At 68.3% G+C, this 26,170-nt stretch carries 18 protein-coding genes; 6 read left to right on the forward strand and 12 right to left on the reverse strand.

All coding sequences use genetic code 11. The features are described from left to right. The first annotated feature begins 9 nt into the window (after positions 1-9). Genes recC through recD form a run of 3 tightly spaced genes read left to right on the forward strand, consistent with a single transcriptional unit; the run spans position 10 to position 8,323 of the window. Positions 10-3,306: an exodeoxyribonuclease V subunit gamma gene (recC, locus tag AC5Y4T_RS12480; RefSeq protein ID WP_499953305.1), complete on the forward strand. Its 3,297-nt coding sequence runs from the start codon at positions 10-12 to the stop codon at positions 3,304-3,306. After that, complete coding sequence (gene recB / locus AC5Y4T_RS12485) at positions 3,306-6,608, forward strand: exodeoxyribonuclease V subunit beta (RefSeq protein WP_499918265.1); 3,303 nt, start codon at positions 3,306-3,308, stop codon at positions 6,606-6,608. The genes recC and recB overlap by 1 nt, the downstream gene beginning before the upstream one ends. Before the next feature lie 11 nt (positions 6,609-6,619). After that, positions 6,620-8,323, forward strand: coding sequence for an exodeoxyribonuclease V subunit alpha (gene recD, locus AC5Y4T_RS12490; RefSeq protein WP_499918264.1), 1,704 nt, complete (start codon positions 6,620-6,622; stop codon positions 8,321-8,323). On the opposite strand, the gene AC5Y4T_RS12495 is transcribed toward recD, so the two are convergent. Both AC5Y4T_RS12495 and AC5Y4T_RS12500 read right to left on the reverse strand, forming a co-directional pair. Continuing rightward, entirely contained in the window at positions 8,310-8,879 is a 570-nt protein-coding gene (locus AC5Y4T_RS12495) for a phospholipase D-like domain-containing protein (RefSeq protein WP_499918155.1), read from the reverse strand. The genes recD and AC5Y4T_RS12495 overlap by 14 nt on opposite strands. Positions 8,880-8,892: 13 nt before the next feature. Further along, the gene (locus AC5Y4T_RS12500; RefSeq protein ID WP_499953308.1) at positions 8,893-10,071 is read right to left on the reverse strand and encodes a T6SS phospholipase effector Tle1-like catalytic domain-containing protein; all 1,179 of its coding nucleotides are present in this window, start codon (positions 10,069-10,071) and stop codon (positions 8,893-8,895) included. Between the two features lie 11 nt (positions 10,072-10,082). Here AC5Y4T_RS12500 and AC5Y4T_RS12505 point away from each other — a divergent pair, with 11 nt between their 5' ends. Both AC5Y4T_RS12505 and AC5Y4T_RS12510 read left to right on the forward strand, forming a co-directional pair. After that, positions 10,083-10,817 carry a TVP38/TMEM64 family protein gene (locus AC5Y4T_RS12505; RefSeq protein ID WP_499918153.1) on the forward strand — a complete coding sequence of 245 codons (735 nt, stop codon included), beginning with the start codon at positions 10,083-10,085 and terminating at the stop codon, positions 10,815-10,817. A 50-nt stretch (positions 10,818-10,867) separates the two neighbouring features. Then, positions 10,868-12,118: an HNH endonuclease signature motif containing protein gene (locus AC5Y4T_RS12510; RefSeq protein WP_499918151.1), complete on the forward strand. Its 1,251-nt coding sequence runs from the start codon at positions 10,868-10,870 to the stop codon at positions 12,116-12,118. A gap of 19 nt (positions 12,119-12,137) precedes the next feature. On the opposite strand, the gene AC5Y4T_RS12515 is transcribed toward AC5Y4T_RS12510, so the two are convergent. The 10 genes from AC5Y4T_RS12515 to AC5Y4T_RS12560 form a co-directional block, all read right to left on the reverse strand. Then, positions 12,138-13,688, reverse strand: coding sequence for an MCE family protein (locus AC5Y4T_RS12515; RefSeq protein ID WP_499953312.1), 1,551 nt, complete (start codon positions 13,686-13,688; stop codon positions 12,138-12,140). A 3-nt stretch (positions 13,689-13,691) separates the two neighbouring features. After that, complete coding sequence (locus tag AC5Y4T_RS12520; RefSeq protein ID WP_499953315.1) at positions 13,692-14,789, reverse strand: virulence factor Mce family protein; 1,098 nt, start codon at positions 14,787-14,789, stop codon at positions 13,692-13,694. A 77-nt stretch (positions 14,790-14,866) separates the two neighbouring features. After that, positions 14,867-16,366: a virulence factor Mce family protein gene (locus AC5Y4T_RS12525; protein ID WP_499953319.1), complete on the reverse strand. Its 1,500-nt coding sequence runs from the start codon at positions 16,364-16,366 to the stop codon at positions 14,867-14,869. Continuing rightward, positions 16,363-17,820: a virulence factor Mce family protein gene (locus AC5Y4T_RS12530; RefSeq protein WP_499953322.1), complete on the reverse strand. Its 1,458-nt coding sequence runs from the start codon at positions 17,818-17,820 to the stop codon at positions 16,363-16,365. The genes AC5Y4T_RS12525 and AC5Y4T_RS12530 overlap by 4 nt, the downstream gene beginning before the upstream one ends. Beyond that, positions 17,817-18,848, reverse strand: a complete 1,032-nt coding sequence (locus AC5Y4T_RS12535; RefSeq protein ID WP_499953325.1) for an MCE family protein — start codon at positions 18,846-18,848, stop codon at positions 17,817-17,819. The genes AC5Y4T_RS12530 and AC5Y4T_RS12535 overlap by 4 nt, the downstream gene beginning before the upstream one ends. After that, a complete protein-coding gene (locus AC5Y4T_RS12540) occupies positions 18,845-20,056 on the reverse strand; it encodes an MCE family protein (RefSeq protein ID WP_499953329.1) in 1,212 nt (403 codons plus the stop codon). Before AC5Y4T_RS12540 ends, AC5Y4T_RS12535 begins: the two co-directional genes overlap by 4 nt. A 3-nt stretch (positions 20,057-20,059) precedes the next feature. Then, positions 20,060-20,938, reverse strand: a complete 879-nt coding sequence (locus AC5Y4T_RS12545) for an ABC transporter permease (RefSeq protein WP_499953333.1) — start codon at positions 20,936-20,938, stop codon at positions 20,060-20,062. 1 nt (position 20,939) lies between these two features. Then, positions 20,940-21,737 carry an MlaE family ABC transporter permease gene (locus tag AC5Y4T_RS12550; protein ID WP_499947918.1) on the reverse strand — a complete coding sequence of 266 codons (798 nt, stop codon included), beginning with the start codon at positions 21,735-21,737 and terminating at the stop codon, positions 20,940-20,942. Continuing rightward, a complete protein-coding gene (locus AC5Y4T_RS12555) occupies positions 21,734-22,456 on the reverse strand; it encodes a FadR/GntR family transcriptional regulator (protein ID WP_499953335.1) in 723 nt (240 codons plus the stop codon). Before AC5Y4T_RS12555 ends, AC5Y4T_RS12550 begins: the two co-directional genes overlap by 4 nt. A 72-nt stretch (positions 22,457-22,528) precedes the next feature. After that, positions 22,529-23,482, reverse strand: a complete 954-nt coding sequence (locus AC5Y4T_RS12560; protein WP_499918141.1) for a class I SAM-dependent methyltransferase — start codon at positions 23,480-23,482, stop codon at positions 22,529-22,531. Positions 23,483-23,758: 276 nt separating this feature from the next. Here AC5Y4T_RS12560 and AC5Y4T_RS12565 point away from each other — a divergent pair, with 276 nt between their 5' ends. Beyond that, positions 23,759-26,134, forward strand: coding sequence for a lysylphosphatidylglycerol synthase transmembrane domain-containing protein (locus tag AC5Y4T_RS12565; protein ID WP_499953339.1), 2,376 nt, complete (start codon positions 23,759-23,761; stop codon positions 26,132-26,134). Positions 26,135-26,170 lie beyond the last annotated feature (36 nt).

The raw sequence follows: 26,170 nt of genomic DNA on the forward strand, positions 1-26,170 counted from the left end.
GACAGCGCAATGCCGCTTCATCTTCACCGCGCCGAGCGCACGGATCTGCTGGCCGACGGTCTCGGCGCCCTGCTGGCCAACCCGCTGCCCGACCCGTTCGCCACCGAACTCGTCGTCGTGCCGGCGCGCGGGGTGGAACGCTGGCTGAGTCAGCGGTTGTCGCACGTGCTGGGTGCGCGTGGCGGTGACGGGGTGTGCGCCGGGGTGGCGTTCCGCAGCCCGGGCTCGTTGATCGCCGAAATCATCGGCACGGCCGACGACGATCCCTGGTCGCCGGACGCCATGGCCTGGCCGCTGCTCGAGGCGATCGACTGCTCGCTGGACGAACCGTGGTGCCGCACGCTGGCCATGCATGTCGGCCACTTCCACACCGGCGCGGAGGCCGAGCTGCGCCGGGGCCGCCGCTACGAGGTGGCACGCAGGCTGGCCGGCCTATTCGACTCCTACGCGCGCCAGCGCCCGCAACTGCTCGTCGACTGGGGCAACGGCAACCCCGGCGAGCTCGACGAGGACCTGCGCTGGCAGCCCGAGCTGTGGCAAGCGCTGGTGGCGCGGGTCGCCGCCGACCCCCCACACATCCGGCACGCCAAGGCCATCGCGCGGCTGCGCGAGGCGCCCGGCGAGCTACCCCCTCGGCTGTCGCTGTTCGGGCACACCCGCCTGACCCGCACCGACGTCGAGCTGCTGGACGCGGTGGCCGCCCACCACGACCTGCATCTGTGGCTACCGCACCCGAGCGAGGAGCTGTGGCGCGCACTGGCCGGCAGCCACGGCGCGATCCGCCGGCGCGAGGACGTCAGCCACCGCGCGGTGTCCCACCCGCTGCTCGCGACCCTGGGACGAGACCTGCGGGAGCTGCAACGCAGCCTGCCGGCGGATCCGGTGACCGACGACTATCTGTCCGGCGACGTGCGCTCGGACACGCTGCTCGGCTGGTTGCAGTCCGATATCGCCGCCAATGCCGTTCGCCCACTTGGCCGCACGATGCGAGCCGACGACCGATCGGTGCAGATTCACAACTGCCACGGCCCGGCCCGCCAGGTCGATGTGCTGCGCGAGGTGCTGCTCGGCCTGTTGCAGGACGACTCGACGCTTCAGCCGCGCGACATCCTGGTGATGTGCCCGGACATCGAGACCTACGCGCCGCTGATCATGGCCGACTTCGGCCTGGGCGATGTGGTGCACGGCGCCCATCCCGCCCACCAGCTGCGAGTCCGGCTGGCCGACCGCTCCCCGATCCAGACCAATCCCCTGCTCGGCGTGGCCGCGCAACTGCTGGCCCTGGCGGCCGGACGGGTGACGGCCAGCGAGGTGCTCGACCTGGCCCAGTCCCCGCCGGTGCGGGCCGGGTTCGGGTTCACCGATGACGACCTGGAGGCCATCACCCGCTGGGTCCGGCAGGCGAACATCCGCTGGGGGCTGGACCAGGAGCATCGGCGGCCCTACCACGTCGACTTCGTGCACAACACATGGCGTTTCGGCATCGACCGGATACTGGCCGGCGTCGCGATGTCCGACGATTCGAACGCATGGATCGACGCGACGCTGCCGCTGGACGACGTCAGCAGCAACCGCGTCCAATTGGCCGGCCATTTCGCCGAATTCGTCGCACGGCTGCAGCACGTCCTCGACTCGCTTTCCGGAACCCGCCCGCTGACCGAGTGGCTGGACTGCCTCACCGAGGGCATCGCGCTGCTTACGCACGTCCGCGATGCGGACGCATGGCAGACCGGTCAGATGCAACGCGAGTTCGCCCAGACGGTTGCCCAGGCCGGACCCCGGGCCGGAACCGCGCTGCGGCTTCCCGACATTCGCGCGCTGCTCAGCCACCGCCTGGCCGGTCGACCGACGCGGGCCAACTTCCGCACCGGCACCCTGACGGTGTGCACCATGGTGCCGATGCGCTCGGTGCCGCACCGGGTGGTGTGCCTGGTCGGGCTGGACGACGGGCTGTTCCCACGGCTCGGCGTCGTCGACGGCGACGACGCGCTGGCCCGATGCCCGATGACCGGCGAGCGCGACATCCGTTCGGAGGACCGGCAATTGCTGCTCGACGCGATCGGCGCGGCCACCGAGAAACTGGTGATCACCTACACCGGCGCCAACGAATATTCGGGCCAGCCGCGTCCACCGGCGGTGCCGCTGGCCGAACTCCTGGACAGCCTCGACGTCACCACCCCCACCAAGGTGCGTACCCACATCGTCGTCGAGCATCCGTTGCAGCCGTACGACATTCGCAATGTCATTCCCGGCGGCGTCGTCGGCGACGAGCCGTTCAGTTTCGACCCCACGGTGCTGCGTGCGGCGCGCGCGGCCACCGGCGAGCACCGCGAACGGCCGAGGTTCATCTCGGCGCCGCTGCCGCCACCGCCGGCCGCCGACGTCATCCTCGCCGACCTGGTCGCCTTCTTCAAAGACCCGGTGAAGGGCTTCTTCCGCGCGCTGGAATTCACGCTGCCCTATGACGTCGACGGCGTGCAGGACGCGATGCCGGTCGACATCGACGGCCTCGAAGAATGGACGGTCGGCGACCGGATACTGGGCGACATGCTGCGTGGGATGACTCCGGACGACGCGCGGCAGGCCGAGTGGCGGCGCGGCACGCTGCCGCCGGGCCAGCTGGGCTGGCGCAAGGTCACCGAGATCCGCGACCAGGCAGCGCTGTTGGCGCGCGAGGCGCTGGGCCATAGGCAAGGGCACGATCACGGCGCCGCATACGATGTCGACATCGACGTGGGCGGCGGGCGGCGGCTGACCGGCACGGTGTCGCCGGTGTACGGCGATCGCACGGTATCGGTGACGTATTCGCGCCTCGACGGCAAACATCTGCTCGAATCATGGATTTCCTTGCTGGCCTTGGCCGCCCATGATCCCGACCGGGACTGGTCGGCGGTGTGTGTGGGCCGCATGCGCAGGGGCGCCGGCACCCGGGTCGAGGGGCTGGGCCCGCCGCGCGACCGTGCGCAGTCCGTCGAGGTGCTGCGCGAGCTGGTGACTATCTACGACGCAGGCCGGCGTGAGCCAATCCCGTTGCCCATCAAGACATCCTATGCCTGGGCGGCCGCCCGGTATGGCGGCGACGACCCGGTGACCGAGGCGCGGTACCGATGGAGATCCACCGACCGCGTCCCGGGCGAGGATCAGGCCCCCGCTCACGCGCGGGCGTGGGGCAAGGGCGCGGCGCTGGACGAGCTGATGGCGCCCGTGCGCCCGGGCGAGGAGTGCGACGGCGAGGACAACCGGCTCGGTGCCTACGCCGCGCGGGTCTGGCTGCCGATGCTGCGCGCCGAGAGGAAGCCCACGTGATGCAGCGCTTCGACCTGCTGGGTGCGCTTCCGGCCGAACGCTCCACCACCGTGCTGGAGGCCAGCGCGGGAACCGGGAAGACTTTCGCGTTGGCCGGTCTGGTCACGCGGTACATCGCCGACGGGGCCGCGACACTGGACCAGATGCTGCTCATCACGTTCGGCCGCGCCGCCAGCCAGGAGCTACGCGAACGCGTCCGCTGCCAAATGGTCGATGCCGTAAAGGCTTTCGCCGATCCGTCGACCGTCGGCGACAACCAGGTGGTTGCCCACCTGCTGGACGGCACCGACGAGCAGCGCGCGGCGCGCCGACAGCGCCTTCGCGACGCGCTGGCCGGCTTCGATGCGGCGACGATCGCCACGACCCACCAGTTCTGCCAACTGGTGCTGCGCTCGCTCGGCGTGGCCGGCGACACGGCGGCCAGCGTGACACTGCTCGACAGCCTCGACGACCTGGTGACCGAGATCGTCGACGACCTGTACCTGGCGCACTTCGGCCAGGAGCGCGACGACCCGGCGCTGCACTACCGCGAGGCGCTGCGACTGGCACGCGCGGTCGTGAACAATCCGTCGACCGAGCTGCGGCCGCGCGACCCGGATCCCGATTCGCGGGCCGCCGCCAGTGTGAAGTTCGCCAAAGATGTTCTGGCCGAGCTTGATACGCGCAAGCGCCGGCTTGGCGTCCTCGGCTATGACGACCTGCTGATCCGGCTCGCCGACGCGCTGGCCACCGACGACTCCCCCGCCCGGCTGCGCATGCACCAACGCTGGCCCATCGTCATGGTCGACGAGTTCCAGGACACCGACCCGGTGCAGTGGCAGGTGATCGACCGGGCCTTCAGCGGCCGTTCCACCCTGATCCTCATCGGTGATCCGAAGCAGGCGATCTACGCGTTTCGCGGCGGTGACATCGTGACCTATCTGCGGGCGGCCCAGTCGGCGGGCGAGCGCAGGACGCTGGACACGAACTGGCGCAGCGACTCCGCGTTGCTGCAGCGGCTGCAGGTGGTGCTGCGCGGCGCCCAACTGGGCGACCCCGCGATCGTGGTGAACGACGTGGACGCGCAGCACCGCGGTCATCGGCTCGCCGGCGCACCGCACAACGATCCGTTCCGGCTGCGCGTGGTCGCGCGAAAGACGTTGGGGCGTCGCGGTGTTCAGAACCTGCCGATCGACGAGGTGCGCGAGCACATCGGCGCCGATCTCGCGTCGGACATCCGGGCGCTGCTGGCCGGCGGGGCGACGTTCGACGGCAGACCACTGCAGGCCCGCGACATCGCCGTGATCGTGGAGAAGCACCGCGACGCGCACGCGTGCTTCAAGGCGCTCTGTGCGGCGGGTGTGCCGGCGGTGTACACGGGCAACTCCGACGTGTTCACCTCCGAGGCCGCCGAGGATTGGCTGTGCCTGCTGGAGGCCTTCGACCAACCGCACCGGCCCGGGATGGTGCGGGCGGCCGCCGCGACGATGTTCTTCGGCGAGACCGCCGAATCGCTGGCCGCCGGCGGCGACGCTCTCACGGACCGGGTCGCGAAAACCCTGCGGGAGTGGGCCGGTCACGCCCGCGAGCGCGGGGTGGCGGCAATCTTCGAGGCCGCTCAATTGCTGGGCATGGGCAACCGCGTGCTCGCCTGGCGGGGCGGTGAGCGGCACATGACCGACCTGGCGCACCTCACCCAGCTGCTGCAGGACGTCGCGCACCGCAACCACTACAGCCTGCCCGCGCTGCGCGATTGGCTGCGCCGGCAGCGTGACGAGCGCGGCGGCGCGCCGGAACGCAATCGCCGGCTCGACAGCGACGCCGCTGCCGTGCAGGTCATGACCGTCTTCGTCAGCAAGGGCCTGCAGTACCCCATCGTGTATCTGCCGTTCGCGTTCAACCGCAACACCCAGGACAGCGACGTGGTGCTGTTCCACGACGAGGACGGCACGCGCTGCCTGCACGTCGGCGGCAAGGACAGCCCCGACTTCAAAGCCGATGAGCGGCTGGGGCGTAAGGAGGACGCCAGCGACGACAGCCGGTTGACCTACGTCGCGCTGACCAGGGCCCAGTCCCAGGTGGTGGCGTGGTGGTCGCCGGCGTACTACGAACCCCACGGTGGGCTGTCGCGGCTGCTGCGCGGTCGCCGGCCCGGCGAACCGGTGGTGCCGGACCGATGCGAGCCCGCCCGGATCTCCGACGACGACGCGGTAGCCCGGCTGCGGGAGTGGGAGGCGGCGGGCGGGCCGGTGATCGAGGAATCGGTGGTGGCGCCTGCCCCGTCGCTGCCCGCCGAGCCGATGGTTGAACGCCTGGCGAACCGGCATTTCCACCGCGCCATCGACACCGGCTGGCGGCGCACCTCGTATTCCGGTTTGATCCGGGCGGCGCAGGCCAGCGGGGTGAGCAGCGAACCCGAAATCGGCGAACTCGACGACGAAGTCGCCGACATCCCCTTGGTGTCGGCGGCGGCCGGGCCCGACGTGGCCTCGCCGATGGCCGACCTGCCGGCGGGCGCCACGTTCGGCACCCTGGTGCACGCCGTGCTGGAGACGGCCGACCCGTTGGCCGCGGACCTGGCCGCCGAACTCGAGGCGCAGATCCGGGCGCACTCGGCGTGGTGGCCGGTCGCCGCGGCCCCCGAGGAGCTGGCGGCGGCGATGGTGCCGATGCACGATACGCCGCTGGGCCCGTTGACGGGTGGCAGGACGCTGCGCCAGATCGGTTTGCCGGACCGGTTGCGCGAACTGGACTTTGAGCTTCCCCTGGCGGGCGGTGACCGCCGCTCGACGGCACCGGAGGTCCGGCTCGCGGATCTGGCGCCGCTGCTGCGCGCCCACCTGCCGGGCGACGATGTGCTGGCGTCGTATGCCGACCGGCTGGCCGAACCCGGCCTCGGCGATCAGTCGCTGCGGGGATACCTCACCGGGTCGATCGACGCCGTGCTCCGCGTCCCCGACGGATCTGGCCACCGCTTCGTGGTGGTGGATTACAAGACCAACCGGCTCGGAGACCCCGAACGACCGCTCACCGCCGCCGACTACGACCGGTCACGGATGGCCGAGGCGATGTTGCACTCGGACTATCCGCTGCAGGCCCTGCTGTATTGCGCCGTGCTGCATAGGTTTTTGCGGTGGCGGTTGAGCGATTACGATCCGGGCCGGCATCTCGGCGGCGTCCTCTACCTCTTCGTGCGGGGAATGTGCGGCGCAGACACGCCCGTGCTCGAGGGCCACCCGGCGGGCGTCTTCGACTGGCGCCCGCCGTGGCCGTTGATCGCGGCCCTGTCGGACCTGCTCGATGCCCAGGGGGTGGCCGCGTGACGGTGGAGGTCATGTCCGCGACCGGGCTGCTGCGCACCTTCAGCGACGCCGGCGTATTCGAGCCCGCCGATATCCATGTGGCGCAACGGCTTACCGCGCTGACCGGCGAATCCGATGAGCGGGTGGCGCTCGCGGTCGCTGTGGTGGTGCGCGCGCTGCGGGGTGGTTCGGTCTGCGTCGATCTGCGCGCGGTGCACGCCCAGATCGAGGAGGCCGACCTGCCCTGGCCCGACGCCGACGATTGGATCGCGACAGTGCGGGCGAGCGCATTGCTCGGGTCGCCGCCCGTGCTGCGATTGTTCGGCGACCTGCTGTATTTCGACAGGTACTGGCTCGAGGAGGAGCAGGTGTGCACCGATCTGCTGGCCCTGTCGGTGACCCCGTCGGCCGTCGAATCGACCAGCTACGAAAGGCTTTTCGGTCCCGGCTACGAGGAACAGCGGGCGGCCGCCGAGGTCGCGGTCACGCAGGCGCTGACGGTGTTGACGGGCGGGCCCGGCACCGGCAAGACCACCACGGTCGCCCGCCTGCTCGCCCTGCTGGTCGAACAGGCGGAGCGTGCCGGTCTGCCGCGACCGCGGATTGCGCTGGCCGCGCCGACCGGCAAGGCGGCGGCGCGGCTGGCCGAGGCGGTGGCCGCGGGGAGCGAGGAGCTCGCCGCGGCGGACAGGGCGCGGCTGACCGGCCTGGCCGGAACCACGCTGCATCGACTCCTGGGTCCCCGGCCGGACACCTCGGTGCGCTTCAAGCACAATCGCGGTAATCGACTACCGCACGACGTCATCGTGGTCGACGAGACGTCGATGGTGTCGTTGACGATGATGGCCCGGCTGGTCGAGGCGGTCCGGCCGAACACCCGGCTGATTCTGGTCGGCGACCCCGACCAGTTGGCCTCGGTCGAAGCCGGTGCCGTGCTGGCCGATCTGGTGGACGGGCTGGCCGCCCGCGATGACGTGCGGGTCGCGGCCCTGCACACCCCGCACCGATACGGCACGTCGATCGGCGCCCTGGCCGAGGCGATCCGGGTCGGCTACGCGGACCATGTCGTGCAGTTGCTGGCGGCCGGCGGCGAACACATCGAGTGGGTCGACTCCGAGCGCCCGGCCGAGCGGCTGCGCGAGGTGCTGGTCGCTCACGCGCTGCGGCTGCGCTCGGCCGCCCTGCTGGGCGCGGCGGTGGAGGCGTTGGCGACGCTGGACGAGCATCGGCTGTTGTGCGCCCACCGCGCGGGACCCTACGGGGCGGCGCACTGGAACACGCAGGTGCACAAGTGGATTGCCGAAGCGACCGGCCAGCCTGCCTGGTCGCAGTGGTATGCCGGTCGACCCTTGCTGGTGACGGCGAACGACTACGGGCTGCGCCTCTACAACGGCGACACCGGCGTGACGGTGGCCGCCGCGGACGGTCTGCGCGCCGTCGTCGCCGGCGCCACCGGGCCGCTGGACTTCGCGACCAGCCGCCTCGGCGAGGTGGAGACGATGCATGCCATGACCATCCACAAGAGCCAGGGCAGCCAGGCCGACGAGGTGACGGTGCTGATACCGCCGGAAGATTCGCGTCTGCTGACGCGAGAATTGTTCTACACGGCGGTGACCCGGGCGAAGACCAAGGTGCGGGTGGCCGGGCCCGAGGCGTCGATCCGGGCGGCGATCCAACGCCGGGCGGTGCGGGCCACCGGAATGCGGCGGCGTCTGCGGTCGTTCAGCCCGCGGTAGGGGCGCTAGCGGTTCGGGCCTTCGCGGCCATCTGCTTGAGCATGCTGTCGTGGATGATGTCGATGCGTGAGCGCGCCTCCGCGCACACGTACGGATCGCGGATCACGGTGAGTTGGTTGTCCTGCTTGGATTCCCCGCCCGTGGACCAGTTGGTCGACCCGGTGATGACGTCGACGCCGTCGATGATAACCATCTTCAGATGCATGATCGCCGACTTCTCGCTGTGCCCGATTGCGATGCTATTGCCGATCTTGTCGTTGAGCCACGGGGCCAGCAGCGGACGCTCGGCGGCTCCCGCGGCTTGTGTCGAGTCGAGACTCATTTGTACATAGACCTTTTCGTCGTTCAACGCGGACTGCAGCACCGCGTTGAGCTCCGCGTCGTCGAATCCGTACATCGCCACGATGATGCTCTTGCTGGCCGACGTCAACAAGGCCTTGAGTGCCTCGTGCACCTGGTCGACGGGACTGTAGAAGGTTCGCGTGGTATCGGGATAGCCGGGCGGAAACGGCGCCGCTTTGAACTTGTCCAGTTCGGTCAGCGAACTCAGGGCCATGACGGTTGCTCCTTCACAACGCGAGAGAGATCCAGTCTGCCGGGTCGGCGCTGAGCCGCTGCTGCTCGGCGCTGAGATCCGGTAGGTAACTTGGGTTGTCGCGGCGGCGCAGCAGAACGCTGGGATGCACCAGCGCGTCGGGGCCCATCGGCCGGCGCCGGCGGCCGAGCAGGTACCACAATCTGCCGTTGTCGTGCAGCGGTGCGTCCGCGAAGTCCTCCGCCACCACACACTGCCGCCGGTAGGCAGCGGCATCGAGCGCCAGCTCGCCGACGATTCCGTCGGTGACCCATTTCAGGGCGATCGTGGCAAGCCGGTGGTCGGGCATGAACGTGCCGCCGACGTCGGCGTGCACGCCGGCGAACCAGCGCTCCTGAAGTCCCACCGGATGCCGTTCGACGAGGTATTCGCGATAGGGACGGCGACGTTCGTCGATCGACACGGCGTGGCGAATCCGCGCCACATTGGGCAGCGCGCGGGTGTAGGGCCACTCCAGCGAGCCGAACCCCATGAAGCCGGCCGCTTTTACTGTGTCCCACAGCCCCAGGTATGCGACCGGCACCGCGTAGTGCGACAACTGCTCCGGGTCGCGTTGATGCACCATCGAGAACTGTGGCTCGCGATCGGTGCGCCAGCAGAAGGCGCGGCCGAACTCGTCCCATTCGGCATGCTGATCCTTAGTGAATTTCCCATTGATCGCGTACTTTTCGATCGCATAGCCGAGCAAGTTCTCCGAACCGGGCCGCATGAGTCCAGGCCTCACCAACATGCCTGCCAGCGCGCGCGCCGTGTACGAGCCGCGGCTGAAGCCGAAAATATAGACCGCGTCCCCGGGACGCCAATGCTGCATCAGATACCGGTAGGCCTGCGCAACATTGTCTTTCAGGCCGATGCCGAATGCCTGCTCGAACAATAGAGACAGGGTGCGAGTGACACGCCAATGCGCCGACGGAGGCGCCAGTGTGCCGACACCGGGGTCGTAGTAAGCGAGCTGGCTGGCGGGATCGTCCTTCTGAACCATCTCGAAGATCTTGGCGACATTAGTGAGATTGCCGGCCCCGATTTGGTTGGCGGTGCCGTCAAAGCAGATGACAATCCGCTTTCCCATATGCGGCACTCTACGGTGATGACGTCCGCACCGGGCCGAGTTGGAAACAGCCGGGTGCGTCCAGCGCGAGGCGGTGCGGAACAATCATGGCCGACATGGACGACAGTGACGGTCCCCCACCGACATCGCGACGGGTTCACGTCGTGCGGCTCGCGGTGTTCGCCGGGTTTCTGGCCGTGGTCTTCTATCTGGTGGCTGTCGCGCGGGTGATCGATATCGACGAGATCCGGCGCGTCGTGTCGGCGACCGGTCCTGCGGCGCCACTGACCTACGTCGTGCTCTCGGCGATGTTGGGCGCCTTGTTCGTCCCGGGATCGATTCTGGCCGCGGGCAGCGGGTTGTTGTTCGGTCCGTTGGTGGGCGTCTTCGTGACGCTCGGCGCGACGGTGGGCACCGCGATCGTCGCGAGCTTTGTCGGCCGGCGAGCCGGCCGGGCCAGCGCCCGGGGCCTGCTCGGGGACCAACGTGCCGACCGCTTCGACGCGCTGATCGAGCGGCACGGGTTGTGGGCGGTCGTCGGGCAGCGCTTCGTCCCCGGCATCTCAGATGCGTTGGCCTCGTACACGTTCGGCGCCTTCGGCGTTCCCGTGTGGCAGATGGCGGTTGGCTCTTTCATCGGGTCGGCGCCGCGGGCGTTCGTCTACACCGCGCTGGGCGCCTCGATCGGGAATCGGTCATCGCCGTTGGCGTACGCGGCGATCGCGGTGTGGTGCGTCACCGCCGTCGTCGGCGCGTTCGCCGCGCATCGCGGGTACCGCAACTGGCGCCGGCACGGCCGTGCGGACGACGAGGACGACGGTGCGCCAGAGGCGAATTCGGAAACTCGCTAGCGGGGATCGGGCGGACCGAACTTGTCGGAGGGGGCTGTCATGATGTCGTTATGTCCCCGACCGTGATGGCAGCCAGTGTCGAAGTGCGCCCGAAGGATCGTCTTGAGGTGCTGTTCGAGGAGATGGCGGAGTTAGCCGGTCAGCGCAACGCGATTGATGGGCGCATGGTGGAGATCGTGGCCGAGATCGATCGTGACGGGCTGTGTGGCATGACGGGCGCGCGGTCGGTGCCGGCGTTGGTGGCCTGGAAGTTGGGCTGTTCGTCGGCGAACGCCCACACGATCAGCACGGTTGCGCGCCGGTCGGCGGACTTCCCGCGTTGCGTCCAGGGCCTGCGGGAGGGTCGGTTGTCGCTGGATCAGGTCGGGGTCATCGCGGCGCGCGGTGGTGAGGGATCTGACGAGCACTATGCGCAGTTGGCGGCGGTCGCCACAGTCAATCAGTTGCGTACGGCGGTCACGCTGGAACCGCGGCCCGACCCCGCACCGCGGCCAGAACAGCAGGCAGCGATCACCAAGACCGGCGACGAGTGGGGCAGCCGCTATCGGATCACACTTGGCCATCATGACGCCGCGAAGTTCGACGCCGCCTTGGCGTCGCATCGGGATGCGCTGATCGCCGAGTGGAAACACGATCACGACACCGGCGACGGCGCTTCGGACACCGCGCCGCCGGTGCCGGGGAGCGCCGAGGCGTTCATGCGGCTGGTCGAGGCCGGCTGGGATGCTGAGGCCGCGCGGCGCCCGCACGGGCAGCACACCACCGTGGTGGTACACCTCGATGTCGAGCAGCGCGCCGCGGCGCTGCATCTGGGTCCGCTGCTGACCGAGGCCGAGCGGCGTTATCTGACTTGTGATGCCACCTGCGAGATCTGGTTCGAACGTCACGGCGAGGTGATCGGTGCGGGCCGGTCGACTCGGGTGATCAATCGGCGGCTGCGCCGCGCGCTGGAGTATCGCGACCGCACGTGCGTGGTGCCCGGGTGTGGGGCCACGCGTGGCCTGCACGCCCATCACATGCGGCACTGGGAAGACGGCGGCCCCACCGAACTGTCCAACCTGGCGCTGCTGTGCCCGTACCACCACCGGCTGCACCATCGTGGCGCCATCACCATCACCGGACCTGCACACGCCCCCACCGTCACCGACGACGCCGGCCGATCACTGGCCCCGGGATCGCTGGCGCGCCCACCCACTTCGCCCGCGCCCGCGGTCCCGCCCTGCCGTGGGCCTCTCGGCGAGCGCGCCGACTGGTGGTGGTACACACCGTTCCAACCACAACCGCCACCGACAACCAACTAGCGCTGGTCGCCCGTCGCCGTCACCCCGCCGAGCCCAGCATCGTCTTCCACCCCTCGTCTCCGATGTTGGTCGAATTCGCAACGGAATAGACCACACCGTCGGGGCCCACGACCTTGCCGCTGCGCACGTCGTACAGCGCGGTGGGCAGGGTGTTGGGCGTGTAGGTGCACGGGTTGGGCTGCTGCCCATTGCACAAGACGCTGCCCGATCCGGGACGCTGCAGCGGGTCGCTTTTCGGCGGCGGTGTGCCCGGCACCTGATCGGCGGGCGCGGGGTTGAGGCCGTTGTTGACCGACGGCGCCGGGATCACCAGCCCCGGTTTCACCGGCTGGTCGCAACGCGCGCCCGGCGCGGGACACGTCAGTATCTGATTCGGGTCGCCATACCAGGGGTTGGTGCCGGCCGGCACGTACGGTTCGGTGCTGCGACATTCCCGCGGCGTCGCCGCCCGCTTTCCCGGTACGTCCACACATGGGTAATTGCGCGCTCCGCGAACAACATTCGTCGCATCCATCGGGATCTTGCAGTAGGTGCCTGCCGGGAGCGGGGCGGTGCTGGTATCCGCGGGAGCCCGCCACTCCGATGCCGGCAGGAAGCCGGTCAGGCACGGCGGCGGCTGGTTGAGCGAGATGGCGCCGACGCCGAGCGCTGCCTGCCCGGGAAACTGTGCGGTCACCGACTGAGCGATCGCACCCGACTGGGGTAAGAACACCAACGCCTGCTCGACGCCGTTGTGATAGCGCTTGAGCATGTCGATCACGACCTCGAGATTGGCCAAGGTCTGCGGCAACGACTCCCGCACGTCGCCGAACGTGCTGTTCACCTGCGCGGCCGTCGGCGCCGCGTTGGTCAAGATGCTGCGCACCGCCTGATCGGCCTGCGCGGTCTGTGCGGTCAGCGTGTTCAGATTGGCGGCCCAACGACCAATCGTGTCAGCGGAATCCGCCTGACTGTCGATGATGGGCGCCGAACGTCCGATGATGTCGTCGACATCGTCGATACTCCCCCGGAAGTCGTGGGCGATCGCCTGGGTGGCGTCGACCAGGCGTCGCAGGGATGGCCCCAGGCCGCCCACGGCCTGTGACGTCTCGTAGAGCAGCGAGGCGATCTTGTCTTTGGGTAGCACCACGAGGCCACGGTTGGCGGCGTCCAGCGCGGGACCGATCTGGCTGGGAACGGTGCTTTTGCTGATCGTCTGACCGTTCGCCAGGTACGGACCCCGGCCGGCGGTCGATACCAGGTCGATGTATTGCTCACCCACCGCCGAGACCGAATGCACATTGGCCGATGCGTCGGCCGGTATGCGGTATCCGTCCTCGATGCTCATCGTCGCGCGCGCGCCGCGCTGGGTCGGTTCGACGCCGATGACCTTGCCGATGGTGATTCCCCGGTATGTGACGTTGGCCGTTCGGTACAGGCCCCCGGACTGGGGCAATTCGGCATAGAGGGTGTAACGACCGACGCCGACCAGGCTCGGTATCCGAAGGTAATACCAGCCGAGAACCACCACGGCGGCCACCGCCACCGCCGTCAGAAGCATCAGCTGGGTTTTGATCAAGCGGGGCAACATCTTTCATTCGCCCCTTTCCACCAGCGGCCCGCCGGGGGCGTCATTGGGATTGGGCGTGTAGCGGACGTCCGGGATCATGGTGTCCGGATTCCGCCCCCATGATTGCTCGAGCGCCCGCAGCGCACCGGAGAATCCCGTACCGGTCAGCGTCGTGTTGTCGATGGTGGACAGCGTCAGGTCGAGCGCGCCGGAAACATTGACGTAGTCACCGCGGATCACCTGGGAGACGTCGTCGATATTGAACGGCGCCGTGAGACCCAGCTTCAGCGCGCCGGCGATGAACGGAGAGGCGAGAACGAGTTGGCGTAGCGGTCGCTGCAGCGACTGCAGGCTGCGGTAGAGGTTGGGCCGGGTGTCGGCCAGCGCCCGGTTGGCGGCGCTGCTGAATCGCCCGAGGGATTCGGTGGCGTCGGCGAACAGTTCTCGGGTGTCGGCGAAATGCTGGATCAGCGGCGGGATGTCGGTCAGGACCCGGTCCAGCGTGTCTTTGCGGTTCGCGAAGATCCTCAGGAGTTCGTTGCTCGAATCGATTGCGCGCGTGAGGTCGTCGCGTTGACGGCTCAAACCGGTGATGAAAGTGTCCAGCCGACCGAGGAATTCGCGGATCTGATCGGCGCGGCCGTCGAGGATGTTGACGACCTCGGATTGGATCGCGTCGAGGTTGGCGATGCCGCCGCCGTTGAGGATCACCGCGACGCTTGCCAACGTCCGTTCGACGGTGGGGTACGCCGAGGCACTTCTCAGGGGGATCGTGTCGCCGCTTCTCAGTTGCTGCGCGGACGGGTTTTTCGGCGCGGCCAGCTCGACGTGCTGCGTGCCCAGCAGGCTGGTCTGGCCGATCTTCGCGGTCGCATTCGCCGGCAGCTTCACGCCCGGATCGAGGTCTAGCCGAACAGTGGCGATCCAGTTCTTCAGGGTGATGGCACGGACCGTGCCGACCCACACGTCGGCGACCCTCACCCGGCTATTGGTGTTGAGCGCCAACGTGTCTGGCATCTGCACGTAAATGGTCATGTGGTCACTGCCGGTGCCGTGGCCGACCGGGAGCGGCATGTCGGCGATGCCCCGCCAATGGCAGGACGCCAGCATCGTCCCGGCCATTAGGAACGCCAGTGCGCGGCGGACCACTCCGATGACGCGCCGCCGTCTCGCCGGTCGGCTCGGCACGCCGCTCGCGCTCACCGGCCCGGCCCCGGCTGTGCGGGCCGCGGAAACCACGGCGGGGACGGCGGATTCGACTCGTCATAGGCGTTGGGCGGGCCGGGTGCGTTGGTCCCCGGCGGTGGCAGCGCGATGTCCTGACCGCCCACCAGCTCGGCGAGCGATTCGGCGGTGAGCATGTTGGCGGTGGCCGGCTGGACCTGCGTGCCCTGCATCCCGGGCGCGACCACCCAGCCCGGCTCGTGGTTGCCGTACGAAAAGGGGGTGTCGCGCGAGAAGATCCCCGGAACGGTGGTGTCTTTGTATCCGGGCGGCGGGTGCAGCCGATCTTCGGAGTACGCGACTTCCTTGGGCAGCGTGGCCGCGGAGTTGAACGGATTCAGGCTGGCCGGCAGGTAGTTGAACTTGATGGTGTCCAGCACCGGGGCCAGATACTGTGCGCACAGCTCGGCCGAGTCCTGATACCCCAGCCGGCTGCCGGCCTGAATCGCACTGCAGATGAAATGAATCGGGTTGGCGAAGTTGGGAAAGACGAACAACCCCACCAGCGAGCTGTGGGCGGGCTGGTAGAGGTTGTTGAAGTTGCCCGCAAAGGTGGGCAGCACGTGTAGGGCGGTTTCCAGCCCATTTCGCGGCTCGGGTTGCAGGATCGTGGTGGTCACGTCAGCGAGGTTGTCGACATCGTGAGTGAGCTCGGCGCCGTTGTCGTGCAGGAACTTTCGGGCTGCGTCGAGTACGTCGTCTAGGTGGGTGATCGTGTCGCTCACGTCGTGATCGGACTTGGTGAACCAGTCGGTGAACTGTGCCAGGTTGTCGTTGAGTGCGACGAACTGTTGCTTGTGCTGGTATAGCGCGGTGACGAACTGCGCCAGGCTTTTGGTGATGGCGACGAAGTCCGCCCGGCCCTCGTTGAGCGCGGTCAGCGCCTGCGACAAACTGTTCAGGGTGTCGTTGATCTGCTTGCCCTTGCTGGCCAGGTTCTCGGCGGCCGACTCGATGATGTCGCCGAACGGCCCCGCCGGCTGCTGGGGTGTCGGGCCGAGCTGCCGCAGGATCCCATTGATGGAGTCCCGCAACTGATCCCACTCGACGGGCACCTGAGTGCGCTCGATCGGGATGACCGCGCCGTTTTTCAGCACCGGGCCGCCGGTGTAGGGCGGGGACAGCTGGATGGTGCGCGAGGCCACCAGGCTCGGGTTGAGAATCGATGCGGTGGCCTTGGCGGGCACTTTGTATTTGTTGTTGTAGTGCAACGTGACTCGCATCTTGTCGCCGGCCGGCTCGATCTTGTCGATCGATCCCACCCGGACACCCATGATCTGAACTCGGTCGCCTGGGTAGAGGGCCAGGGTCTCGGAGAAGTACGCGACGACCGTCGTGGTGGTGAGTTTTCGGTAGAGCTGCACTCCGGCGACCGCCGCGATGAAGACGAAGGCCGCCGCCAGCGCCGCGACGACCAGTACCCGCGCGGACACGTTGGGCAGTCGCAGGTTGCGGATGTCGAAGATGGTGCTCATCGGTCGCTACCCCCTCGGTCCTGGGTCGGACCGGCCGGGCGAAGGTCCTCGGTGCGCGCCCCCGGTGGCGCATGCTCCGGAAGCGGCACCGCGGTGCCGGGAACGTCCGGCGGCGCCTCGCCCGGCCGGGCCGCGCTCGGGATACCGGGGGTCGGCGGCAGCCCGTCAGGCTTAGGCGGCGACGCCCCGACGTCCAGCGGCGCCGGAAAGCCGCCGAGGACGGCGCCGAACGGACCCTGGTCGGAAAGCGCGCACGGCAACGGGTTTCCGGGCCGCGGCGGGCTATCGGGCGCCGGTGTGTACGAACAGGGCGATCCCGGCGGTACGGCCGGTCCCGGATGGTCCGGGGTGCCCTCCAGCACCGGCGGGCCCGGCGGGGGTGCGCCATTGGGAAACCGGGTGCCGTTCGGGTCGGGCCAGCGGAATGCCGGCACCCCGGCGCTGCGCCAGAAGTTCTCCGGGTCGATGCCCCGCTTCTTGAACGCCGCGTCGAGCCACGGCTGAAGCACTTGCGCCGGAATCAGATTCGCCACGATCGCCTTGAAGAACGGACCGGACGCGACGGCTTCGGTCAGGGCCGCGGTGTATCTGCTGACCAGCACGAGCACATCGGACAGTTCCTTCTTCCGCTTGACCAGCTCGTCGCTGACCGTGCCCAGCTGCTGCAGCACACGGTGTGCATTGGGGTTTTCCTTGATGAATCCGGACATCTGCGTCGACACCGCTGACACGTTGCTCAGCAGGATGCTCAGCGCCTGGCTGCGCTGCCGGAAGGCGGCCAGCAGGGTGTCGGCGTCGACCAACAAACTGTCGACCTGTTGGCTGCGGTCGCCGAGCACGCGAGTGATCTTGTCGGCGTTGGCCAGCAGCTGCTTGATCTGAGCGTCCCGATTGCCGATGGTGCCGGAGAATTTGGAGACACCGTCCAGTGCCGCCTTCAGGTGCGGGGCGGTCTGATCGAACGTCTCCGACAAGACGTTCAACGACCGTTTGACGACGTCGATGTTCCAGTCCGTCGCCGCCTTCGTGACATCGACGAACGCGTCGTAGATCTGATACGGGGTGGTGGTCTGCCCGGAAGGGATGATCCCGTTGGGCCGCAGCGAATCCGAACCACGGGGCTGGATCGCCATGTTCTTGCGCCCGAGGAAGGTGTCGGTGCGGATCGCGGCGCGGCTTTGCGTCCCGATCGTCTTGCCGGGCATCGAAAAGCCAACCAGGACCTTGTCGCCGCTGATCACCAGCGAGCGCACCAAACCGACGTTGACGCCGGCGATTTCCACCTTGTCGCCGACGCTGATACCGCCGGTGTCGGCGAATTGCGCGTAATAGGTCGGGGTGGCGAACAGGATCGGCACGCTGGTGAAGCTCTGCCCCACACCGACGGCGAGCAACGTCACCAGCGCGCCCATCAGACCGACACGCGTCCGGTTGAACTCCGTCAGGGTTCTCACTGCGGGGTGCACCTTCCGGTCGGCTGCCCGAAGAGCTTGATCGTGCGTACCGGGCCGCCCGGCTGCAATCCGTTGACCTTGATCGAGAGGTCACACAGGTAGAAGTTGTAGAAGTCGCCGTAAATGCCGCCGGCACGGCCGATTACGCGGAACGCGCCCGGGAGCTTTCCCAGCACGTCGTCAACCGTCGGCAGGTCGCTGATCAGCGACTGCTGGATGCCCTCGAGGTGGCCGAGCGTGTCGTGCAGCGGTGGCCGGTCCTCGCTCAACAGGCCGGCCACCGTTCCCGCGGCGTCGCTGATGTGTGCGGCGGCCGCGGCCAGCGGATCGGCCCTGTTCTTCAATCCGGTGATGAGCAGTTCCAACTTGTCGACCGTTCGATCGAACTCCTTCTCGTGCTTGACGGTGGTGGCCAGCATCGTGCTCAAGTTGTTGATCACCTCGCCGATCGCCTTGTCGCGGTCGGCCAGCGCCCCGGTGAGTGCCGCGGTCTGGTCGAGGATGTCGTTGATCGTGGCACCTTGTCCCTGGAACACGGTGATGATCGACTGGGCGATGCTGTTGACCTTGTTGGGGTCCAACGCCTTGAACAGCGGCCGGAACCCGCCGATCAGTGCGTCGAGGTCGAGCGCCGGCTGGGTGTGTTCGAGCGGGATCTCGCCGCCGGGGGCCAGCCGCTGGCCGCTCTCGCCGCGTTTGAGCTCCAGGTAGCGGTCACCGATGAGGTTGAGGTAGCGAATCGACGCGGTCGTCGCGCGGTCCAGTGTCAATGAGCGATCCACGTTGAACTCCACCAACACCCGGGTGTCGCCGTCGGTCAACGTCACCTTGGCGACCTTGCCGACTTCCACCCCCGACGCGCGTACGAATTGCCCGGCCCGTAGCCCGCTCGCGTCGGTGAACACCGCGGAGTATCCGGTGGTGCGATCGAATCGCACCTGGCCGAACACGATGATGATCATCACGGTGAACATCGCCAGCACTGACCAGAAGACGCCGAGTTTTACTGCTGTACCAGTGATTTTCATGGGTTGATCGTGTTCTCCCCGAATTGGCGTCCCCAGACGTATTCGGTGGCCAGCGGCTGGCCGAGCCCGAAGTGGTTGTAGGGCGCGAGGCTGGCGCCGGTGTCCATCACCAGATACGGGGCGGGCCACAAGTCCCGGGTGATCTTCTGCCAGCAGCCGGGCCGCCCGCCGGGGCCGCCGTGAGCGTTGACCCGCGGCAGGTTATCCGGATAGACATAGGGATTGGGCGCACCGATGATCGATCCGGCCGCGGCCAACGAATAGCCGTTGCCGCCAGCCGCTTTCGCGACTTCCGGAGCGGCGTCGTGGAAGTTGCGGATCATGCAGAACAGTTCGGGGCTGTAGGTGTCGAGCAGGTCGGCCGTCGGCACCAGATCCGCGGCGCCGCGGGAAAGGTATGGTCCGCCGCGGGTGAAGATGTCCTCGCCGTTGCGACCGACGCCCACCGCCGCCAGCAGCGCGGCGTCCAGGTCGCCCTGTTGCCTGGTCAGGGTGCGTGCGGTGGTCACCGCCTGGTGCAGGAAGTCCCACAAGTCGGGTGAGGCCTTGGTGTAGACGTCGGCGAGGTCCGCCAATCGCCGTACGTCATACCGGATCTGGGGCATCCGCGGGTTCAGCTGGGCCAGAATGGCGTTGCCGTTGACGATGGATTCACCGAACCTGCTTCCCAGCCCGTCCAGCGCCTGCGCCAGCGCGGACAACGTCGCGTTCAGCTCGATAGGACTCACTTTCTCGGATATCGAGGTGACCGTCTCGAACAGCGTGTTGAATTCGGTGGTCACCGAGCGCGCGTCGATCACGTCGTGCGGCGAGATGCGCTGTCGCGATGCGTTTTCCGGCGCGATCAGCGACACATACTTGTTGCCGAACAGCGTCGCCGCCTCGATGTTGGCCACGACGTTCGCCGGAATAAGCGTGACGTAGCGCGGATTCACGTCCAGTACCAGCTTGGCGGCCGGGGCGCCGTCACGCTCGATCTCCGAAATGGCGGCGACCCGGCCGATCTCGACGCCGTTGTAGGTGACCTTGGATCCCGGCTCCATCACCAGGCCCGCCCGGGTGGCGACCATCGTCAGCTCGGTCTTCGGGGTGAAGTCCCCGCGAAATTGCAGATATACCAGCGCCAGAACCAGTCCGCAGACCGACAGCAGGACGACGCCCTCGACGTACACCCAGGCGCGTCGACCCTTCCGCGGCACCGGCGTCATCGGTTACACCGTCAGATTGAAGTTCGGGTCGACGCCGTAGAGCGCCAACTGGGCGAGCAGGACCACCACCACCACCGAAACCAGCGAGAATCGCATCGACCGGCCGACCGCCTGGCCGACCCCGACCGGGCCACCGCTGGCGGTATAGCCGTAGTAGCAATGGGTGATCATCACCACCACCGCGATGATGACGACCTCCAGCACCGACCAGCCGACGTCCTCGGGGCGCAGAAAGGTGCGGAAGTAGTGCTCGTAGGTGCCGTTCGACTGGCCGTAGAACACCGTCGTGACCACCTGGCCCGACGTGAAAGCCATGTCGAGGGCGAGCGCGTACAGCGGCACGATCACCGCCAGCCCGCCCAGAATTCGGGTGGAGACCAGAAACGAAATCGATTTGATGCCCATGACTTCCAGCGCGTCGATCTCCTCGCTGATCCGCATGGCACCCAGCTGGGCGGTCGCGCCGGCGCCGACCGTGGCGGCCAGCGCGACCCCGGCGACGATCGGGGCGGCGATGCGGGTGTTGGCCAGCGCGGCGAAGAACCCGGTGAACGCCTCGACGCCGATATTGCCCAGCGACGCGAAGCCCTGGATCGCGATCAGCGATCCGCCGGACAGCGTGACGAACCCGATGATCGCGACCGTGCCGCCGACCACGGCCATCGCGCCGGTGCCCATGCCGATCTCGGCGATGAGCCGCAAGGTCTCGCGTCGGTAATGGCGCACCGCCCACCCGATCTGCCCGACGCTGGTCCGGGCGAACCGCGCGAAAATGCCGATCTGCCATAGCCTTCGGGCCGTACCGCCGCCGTAGCGGTTGAGGTTGGCGGCCGTTCGCGGGTAGCGGGCGCGCAGCGCGCCGGGAGCCGATATCGCGGCCACGTCAGCGACCCGTCCCGAACCGCACGCCGATCGTGGTGAGCACCACGTTGACGGCGAACAGCGCGATCACACACAACACCAGCGTTTCGTTGACTGCGGTGCCGACGCCCTTGGGGCCGCCCTTGGTGGTCAGCCCGCGATAGCAGCCGACCAGGCCGGCGATCGTTCCGAAGATGGCCGACTTCACCACCGAGATGACCACCTCGGGCAGGCCGGTGATCAAGGTGAGGGTGCCGACGTAGGCGCCCGCCGAAATGTGTTGGATGAAAACACCGAACACGAATCCACCGACCAGGCCGATGGTGATCACCGCCCCGTTGAGCAAGGTGGCGACGATGGTCGCGGCGACGACGCGCGGCACCACCAGCCGGTGGATCGGGTCGATGCCGAGCACCTCCAACGCATCGATCTCCTCGCGGATGGTGCGCGCGCCCAGGTCGGCGCAGATCGCCGTGGACCCGGCGCCGGCGATCACCAGCACGGTGGTCAGCGGCCCCAGCTGCGTCACCGCGCCCAAAGCCGCACCGGCGCCGGAGATGTCGGCGGCACCGAACTCCGCCAGCAGGATGTTGAGGGTGAAGATGATCAGCACGGTCAGCGGAATCGCGACCGCGAGGGTGGGCAGCAGCGAGACGCTGGTGATGAACCAGCCCTGCTCGATCGTCTCCCGCCACTGGAAGGGCCGGCGGAACAGCGCCTTGCCGGTCAGCACGCAGGTCCGGAAGAACCCGCCGATGGCGTCGACCCCCGGCTGGATCTGGCCGCGCAGATACGTTGCGATCACGGTGTGGGTGCTCATCGCCGCGTCTCCCGCAGCTCGAGCGCGGCGATCATCGTGGAGTTGGCCAGTTCGAGGACGTGCTGGGCCAGGGTTCCCGCCTCGTCCGCGTCGCCGGCGCAGACGGCCTCGGCCAGCTTCCGGTACTGGTCCGTTCGGTTCGCCTCGGCGTCGATCGCGGCGGCCAGGGCGGTCAGGGCCCGCTCGTACGCGGCGCGAAAAGGGTTGTACATCAACCGGAACACGATCGAGCCGGAGCTGTCGATCATGTGATCCCAGAATGCGAGGGTGTCGCGGTGCCACTCGAGCGTGCCGGCCGAGGCCTCGAGGCTGCGCAGCGAATCTTGCAGCAGCGCCGCCAATTCGGGTCCGTGTTGTTCGGCCGCCAGTTCTGCGACCTTCGGCCCGATACGCAACCGGGCCTCGAGGATGCTGCGGAAAACGCCCGTGTCGAGTTCGTCATCGCGAAACAACAACTGGGGCAGCAGGTCCAGGCCGGCGTGCCGCCGAAAATCGCGCACGGTGGTGACGCCGCCCTGGCGCACCTCGACCAGGCTGGCCGCCGAGAGCCGCTTGAGCGCCTCGCGGACAGCGGGCCGCGATACCCCGAGGACCTCCGCCAGCCGGCGCTCGCTGGGCAGCGCCGCACCCGGGCGCATCTCGCCGCTGAGCACATCGGTCGCGATCTGGTCGAAAACCGCTTCGGGCACAGATCGGCGAATCACCGGCTGCAGCGCCATGCGGCCAGTGTGGCTGGCCGAAAGCCAGTCAGGTGGTCAGACCACCGGCGTGTCGCAAATCTTTCCGGGCGGCTACCGTTGCGTCCGCTGCGCCGCCACGAACAGATTGCTGGGCACGTAGTCCCGGACTTCCTCGGGCGCCGCGCGCCCGTAGCCGGCCATCAAGTCGTCGGCCGGTGTCACCGTCACGTCCCAGCCGTGGCGGCCGAACCACTCGCCGACGTCCTCGCGCTCCTCGAAATACCAGAGCTCGTCGGTCCGCGGCAGCTCTCGGTCCGGATCGACGCCGGCCATCAGCCCGCGGATCCGGTCCATCCGTTCGCGGCGCTTGGCGCGGGCCTGCGGGTCGAGGAATTTCGGGCCCAGCGCCTCCACGGCGACCCGGCTGCCCGGAACGGTCAGCCCCTGAATGCGGTCGAACAGCAGCTCCTGGGCGGCGGCGGGCAGATAGGGCATCAGCCCCTCGGCCGACCAGACGCTGGGCGCTTCAGCGTCAAACCCCGCCTGCCGCAACGCGGCCGGCCAATCGTGGCGCAGGTCCACCGGCACCGCGATGCGGTTGCAGGCGGGCTGTGCCCCATGCTCGGCCAGCGTGGCCGCCTTGAAGTCCAGCACCCGAGTCTGGTCGAGCTCGTAGACCGTCGTCCCCGCCGGCCAATCCAGCCGCCATGACCGCGCGTCCAGGCCGGCCGCCAGGATCACCGCCTGGCGGATGCCCGCGCCGGTGGCATCGAGAAAGAACTTGTCGAAAAACGCAGTGCGCGAAGCCATGTAGCCGACCATCGACTGCATCTGCAACGGCAACGTCGGTTCGGCTTCGATGACCTCGTCCGGCAGCTGACCCGCGGAGTGCCAGTTCCACACGCCGTCGCCGGCGGCGTCGAGGAACACCTGAGCGAATGGGTCTGTGATCAATGGGTTTTCGTTGCGGGTCTCCGCCGCGCGGGCCGAGGCCACACCCAGCGCGGTAGCCCCCACGCTTTCGGTGATCTCCCAGCTGTCGTTGTCGGTTCTGGCTCGGCTCATTTCTGGCGTCACTCGCCCTTTCCGGCCCGTTGCGCCCGTATCCGCCCATCAGCTCCGGCGCCGATGCGACCGTCCCGGGCCGGCCGCGCCGTGTCATCATCCGTCCTGGCCACGCCGCTGCCCCCTTGATTCGCTAGCACGCCTACGTACCCGACCCTACGCGCGCCGGATGAGTGGAAGCTGTCAACGAACCCGGTATTGAGTTAACTTGTCGGCGGGCCACTTGGCAGGCCGAAGGCAAGGCGCCAGCGCGCGAACCCGAAGGATCGTTGCTACATGCGAGTTGACGGGCGCGACATCGTTGTTTCCGGCAACTTGCTGCACCCGCTGACCCGGCGGACCAATGACATCCTGCGGCTGATGCTGGCCTCGCTGTTCCTGGCGCTGGTGATCACGGGTTCGCTGATCACCCGCCCGCAATGGATCGCGCTGGAGAAATCCGTTTCGCAGATCGTCGGCGTCTTGTCACCGACGCAATCCGACGTGGTCTACCTGGTGTACGGATTCGCGATCGTGGCTTTGCCATTCGTGATCCTCATCGGCCTGATCGTCGCCGGGCAGTGGAAACTGCTGGGCGCGTATGCCGCGGCGGGCTTCGGCGCGATCCTTCTGCTGTCGATGAGCGCCAGCGGCATCGCGTCACCACGATGGCACTTCGACGTTCACGATCGGCTCAGCACGGTCCCGGCGCAATTCCTCGACGACCCGCGCTGGATCGGGATGCTGGCGGCGGTGCTGACGGTCTCGGGCCCGTGGCTGCCGGCGCGCTGGCGGCACTGGTGGTGGGCGCTGCTGCTGGCCTTCGTACCCATCCATCTGGTGATCAGTGCCATCGTCCCGGCGCGCTCGTTGGTGGGCCTGGCGGTGGGGTGGATCGTCGGCGCGCTGGTGGTCCTCGTGGTCGGCACTCCCGCGCTCGAGGTGCCGCTGGAGGCCACGGTGCGGGCGCTGGCCAAGGGCGGCTTCGCCGTGTCCCGGCTGACCGTGGTCCGGCCGGCCGGCCGCGGCCCGCTGATTCTTTCGGCCGACGGCGAACATCTCGGCGAGACGGCGCTGATCGAGTTGTACGGCCCGCACCAACGCAGCGGCGGAGCGCTGCGCCAGCTCTGGGAGAAGCTGAAGCTGCGCGACGCCGAAACCGCACCCCTGGTGACCTCCATGCGCCGGGCCGTGGAGCACCGCGCACTGATGGCGATCGCGATCGGTGAGGCGGGCCTGGCCAATACGGCGACGATCGCCGTCGCCCCGCTGGACCGGGGCTGGATGCTGTACTCGCACCGGCCCCCCGCCGGGACGCCCATCGACGAATGCGCAAAGACGACTCCCGTTGCCCGGCTGTGGAAATCGCTGCGAGCCCTCAACGACCACCGGATCGCCCACGGCGACCTGCGCAGCCACCACATCACGGTGGAGGACGACACCGTGATGTTCGGTGGGTTCGGCAACGCCGAGTACGGAGCCACCGACGCCCAGCTCCAATCCGACATCGCGCAGCTGCTGGTGACAGCCTCGGCGCTCTACGAGCCGAAATCCGCGGTGAGCGCGGCGATCGAGGTGTTCGGCAAGGACACCATCCTCAGCGCTTCCCGCCGGCTCACGAAAGTGGCTGTGCCGCGATACATTCGGCGGTCGGTGCCGGACGCGGGTGCCGTCATCTCCGGCGCGCGTGCCGAGGTCAAGCGCCAAACCGGCGCCGACCAGATCAAGCCTGCGACCATCACCAGATTCACCCGCAGCCAGATCGTGCAGCTGGTGCTCTTCGGCGCGCTGGTCTATGTCGCCTACCCCTTCATCAGCACGGCACCGACGTTCTTCTCCCAACTGCGGACGGCGAACTGGTCGTGGGCGCTGCTGGGCCTGCTGGTGTCGGCGCTGACCTACGTAGGCGCGGCCGCCGCATTGTGGGCCTGTGCCGACGGCATGGTGAACTTCTGGACACTGTCAATCGCACAGGTGGCCAACACTTTTGCCGCAACCACCACGCCGGCGGGGGTCGGCGGGCTGGCACTGAGCACGCGGTTCTTGCAGAAGAGCGGCTTGTCGGCGATGCGAGCCACCGCCGCCGTGGCACTGCAGCAGTCGGTTCAGGTGATCGCGCACCTCGCGCTGCTGGTCTTGTTCAGCGCCGCGGCCGGCGCCTCGATGAACCTGCGCCATTTCGTCCCGAGTGCGACGCTGTTGTACCTGATCGCGGGGGTCGCGCTGGGCATCGTCGGCGCGTTCCTCTTCGTGCCCACGCTACGCAAGTGGCTGGCGGCCGAGGTGCGCCCCAAACTGAACGAGGTGGTGACCGATCTGGTCAAGCTCGCCCGCGAACCGCGGCGGCTGGCCCTGATCCTGCTGGGTTGTGCGGGCACCACCCTGGGCGCTGCGCTGGCGCTATGGGCGAGCGTCGAAGCCTTCGGTGGCGGAACGACTTTCGTTGCCGTCACCGTCGTCACCATGGTCGGCGGGACGCTGGCGTCTGCCGCGCCCACGCCCGGCGGCGTCGGAGCGGTCGAAGCGGCGCTGATCGGTGGCCTGGCCGCGTTCGGTGTGCCGGCGGCCGTCGGCGTGCCGTCGGTCCTGCTGTACCGGGTGCTGACCTGCTGGCTACCGGTGTTCGTGGGCTGGCCGGTGATGCGGTGGCTGACCGCCAACGACATGGTCTGAGGATCCGGTCCTCGGATTCGGCCGCAACACCGCGAG

It is taken from the genome of Mycobacterium sp. NGS11 (assembly GCF_059813315.1).

What these genes read in the sequence shown, in the direction of transcription:
- recC (WP_499953305.1), top strand. Translation starts at nt 10, where the DNA reads ATGCCGCTTCATCTTCACCGCGCCGAGCGCACGGATCTGCTGGCCGAC.
- recB (WP_499918265.1), top strand. Translation starts at nt 3,306, where the DNA reads ATGCAGCGCTTCGACCTGCTGGGTGCGCTTCCGGCCGAACGCTCCACC.
- recD (WP_499918264.1), top strand. Translation starts at nt 6,620, where the DNA reads ATGTCCGCGACCGGGCTGCTGCGCACCTTCAGCGACGCCGGCGTATTC.
- AC5Y4T_RS12495 (WP_499918155.1), bottom strand. Translation starts at nt 8,879, where the DNA reads ATGGCCCTGAGTTCGCTGACCGAACTGGACAAGTTCAAAGCGGCGCCG.
- AC5Y4T_RS12505 (WP_499918153.1), top strand. Translation starts at nt 10,083, where the DNA reads ATGGACGACAGTGACGGTCCCCCACCGACATCGCGACGGGTTCACGTC.
- AC5Y4T_RS12510 (WP_499918151.1), top strand. Translation starts at nt 10,868, where the DNA reads ATGTCCCCGACCGTGATGGCAGCCAGTGTCGAAGTGCGCCCGAAGGAT.
- AC5Y4T_RS12515 (WP_499953312.1), bottom strand. Translation starts at nt 13,688, where the DNA reads ATGTTGCCCCGCTTGATCAAAACCCAGCTGATGCTTCTGACGGCGGTG.
- AC5Y4T_RS12520 (WP_499953315.1), bottom strand. Translation starts at nt 14,789, where the DNA reads ATGGCCGGGACGATGCTGGCGTCCTGCCATTGGCGGGGCATCGCCGAC.
- AC5Y4T_RS12525 (WP_499953319.1), bottom strand. Translation starts at nt 16,366, where the DNA reads ATGAGCACCATCTTCGACATCCGCAACCTGCGACTGCCCAACGTGTCC.
- AC5Y4T_RS12535 (WP_499953325.1), bottom strand. Translation starts at nt 18,848, where the DNA reads ATGAAAATCACTGGTACAGCAGTAAAACTCGGCGTCTTCTGGTCAGTG.
- AC5Y4T_RS12540 (WP_499953329.1), bottom strand. Translation starts at nt 20,056, where the DNA reads ATGACGCCGGTGCCGCGGAAGGGTCGACGCGCCTGGGTGTACGTCGAG.
- AC5Y4T_RS12550 (WP_499947918.1), bottom strand. Translation starts at nt 21,737, where the DNA reads ATGAGCACCCACACCGTGATCGCAACGTATCTGCGCGGCCAGATCCAG.
- AC5Y4T_RS12555 (WP_499953335.1), bottom strand. Translation starts at nt 22,456, where the DNA reads ATGGCGCTGCAGCCGGTGATTCGCCGATCTGTGCCCGAAGCGGTTTTC.
- AC5Y4T_RS12560 (WP_499918141.1), bottom strand. Translation starts at nt 23,482, where the DNA reads ATGAGCCGAGCCAGAACCGACAACGACAGCTGGGAGATCACCGAAAGC.
- AC5Y4T_RS12565 (WP_499953339.1), top strand. Translation starts at nt 23,759, where the DNA reads ATGCGAGTTGACGGGCGCGACATCGTTGTTTCCGGCAACTTGCTGCAC.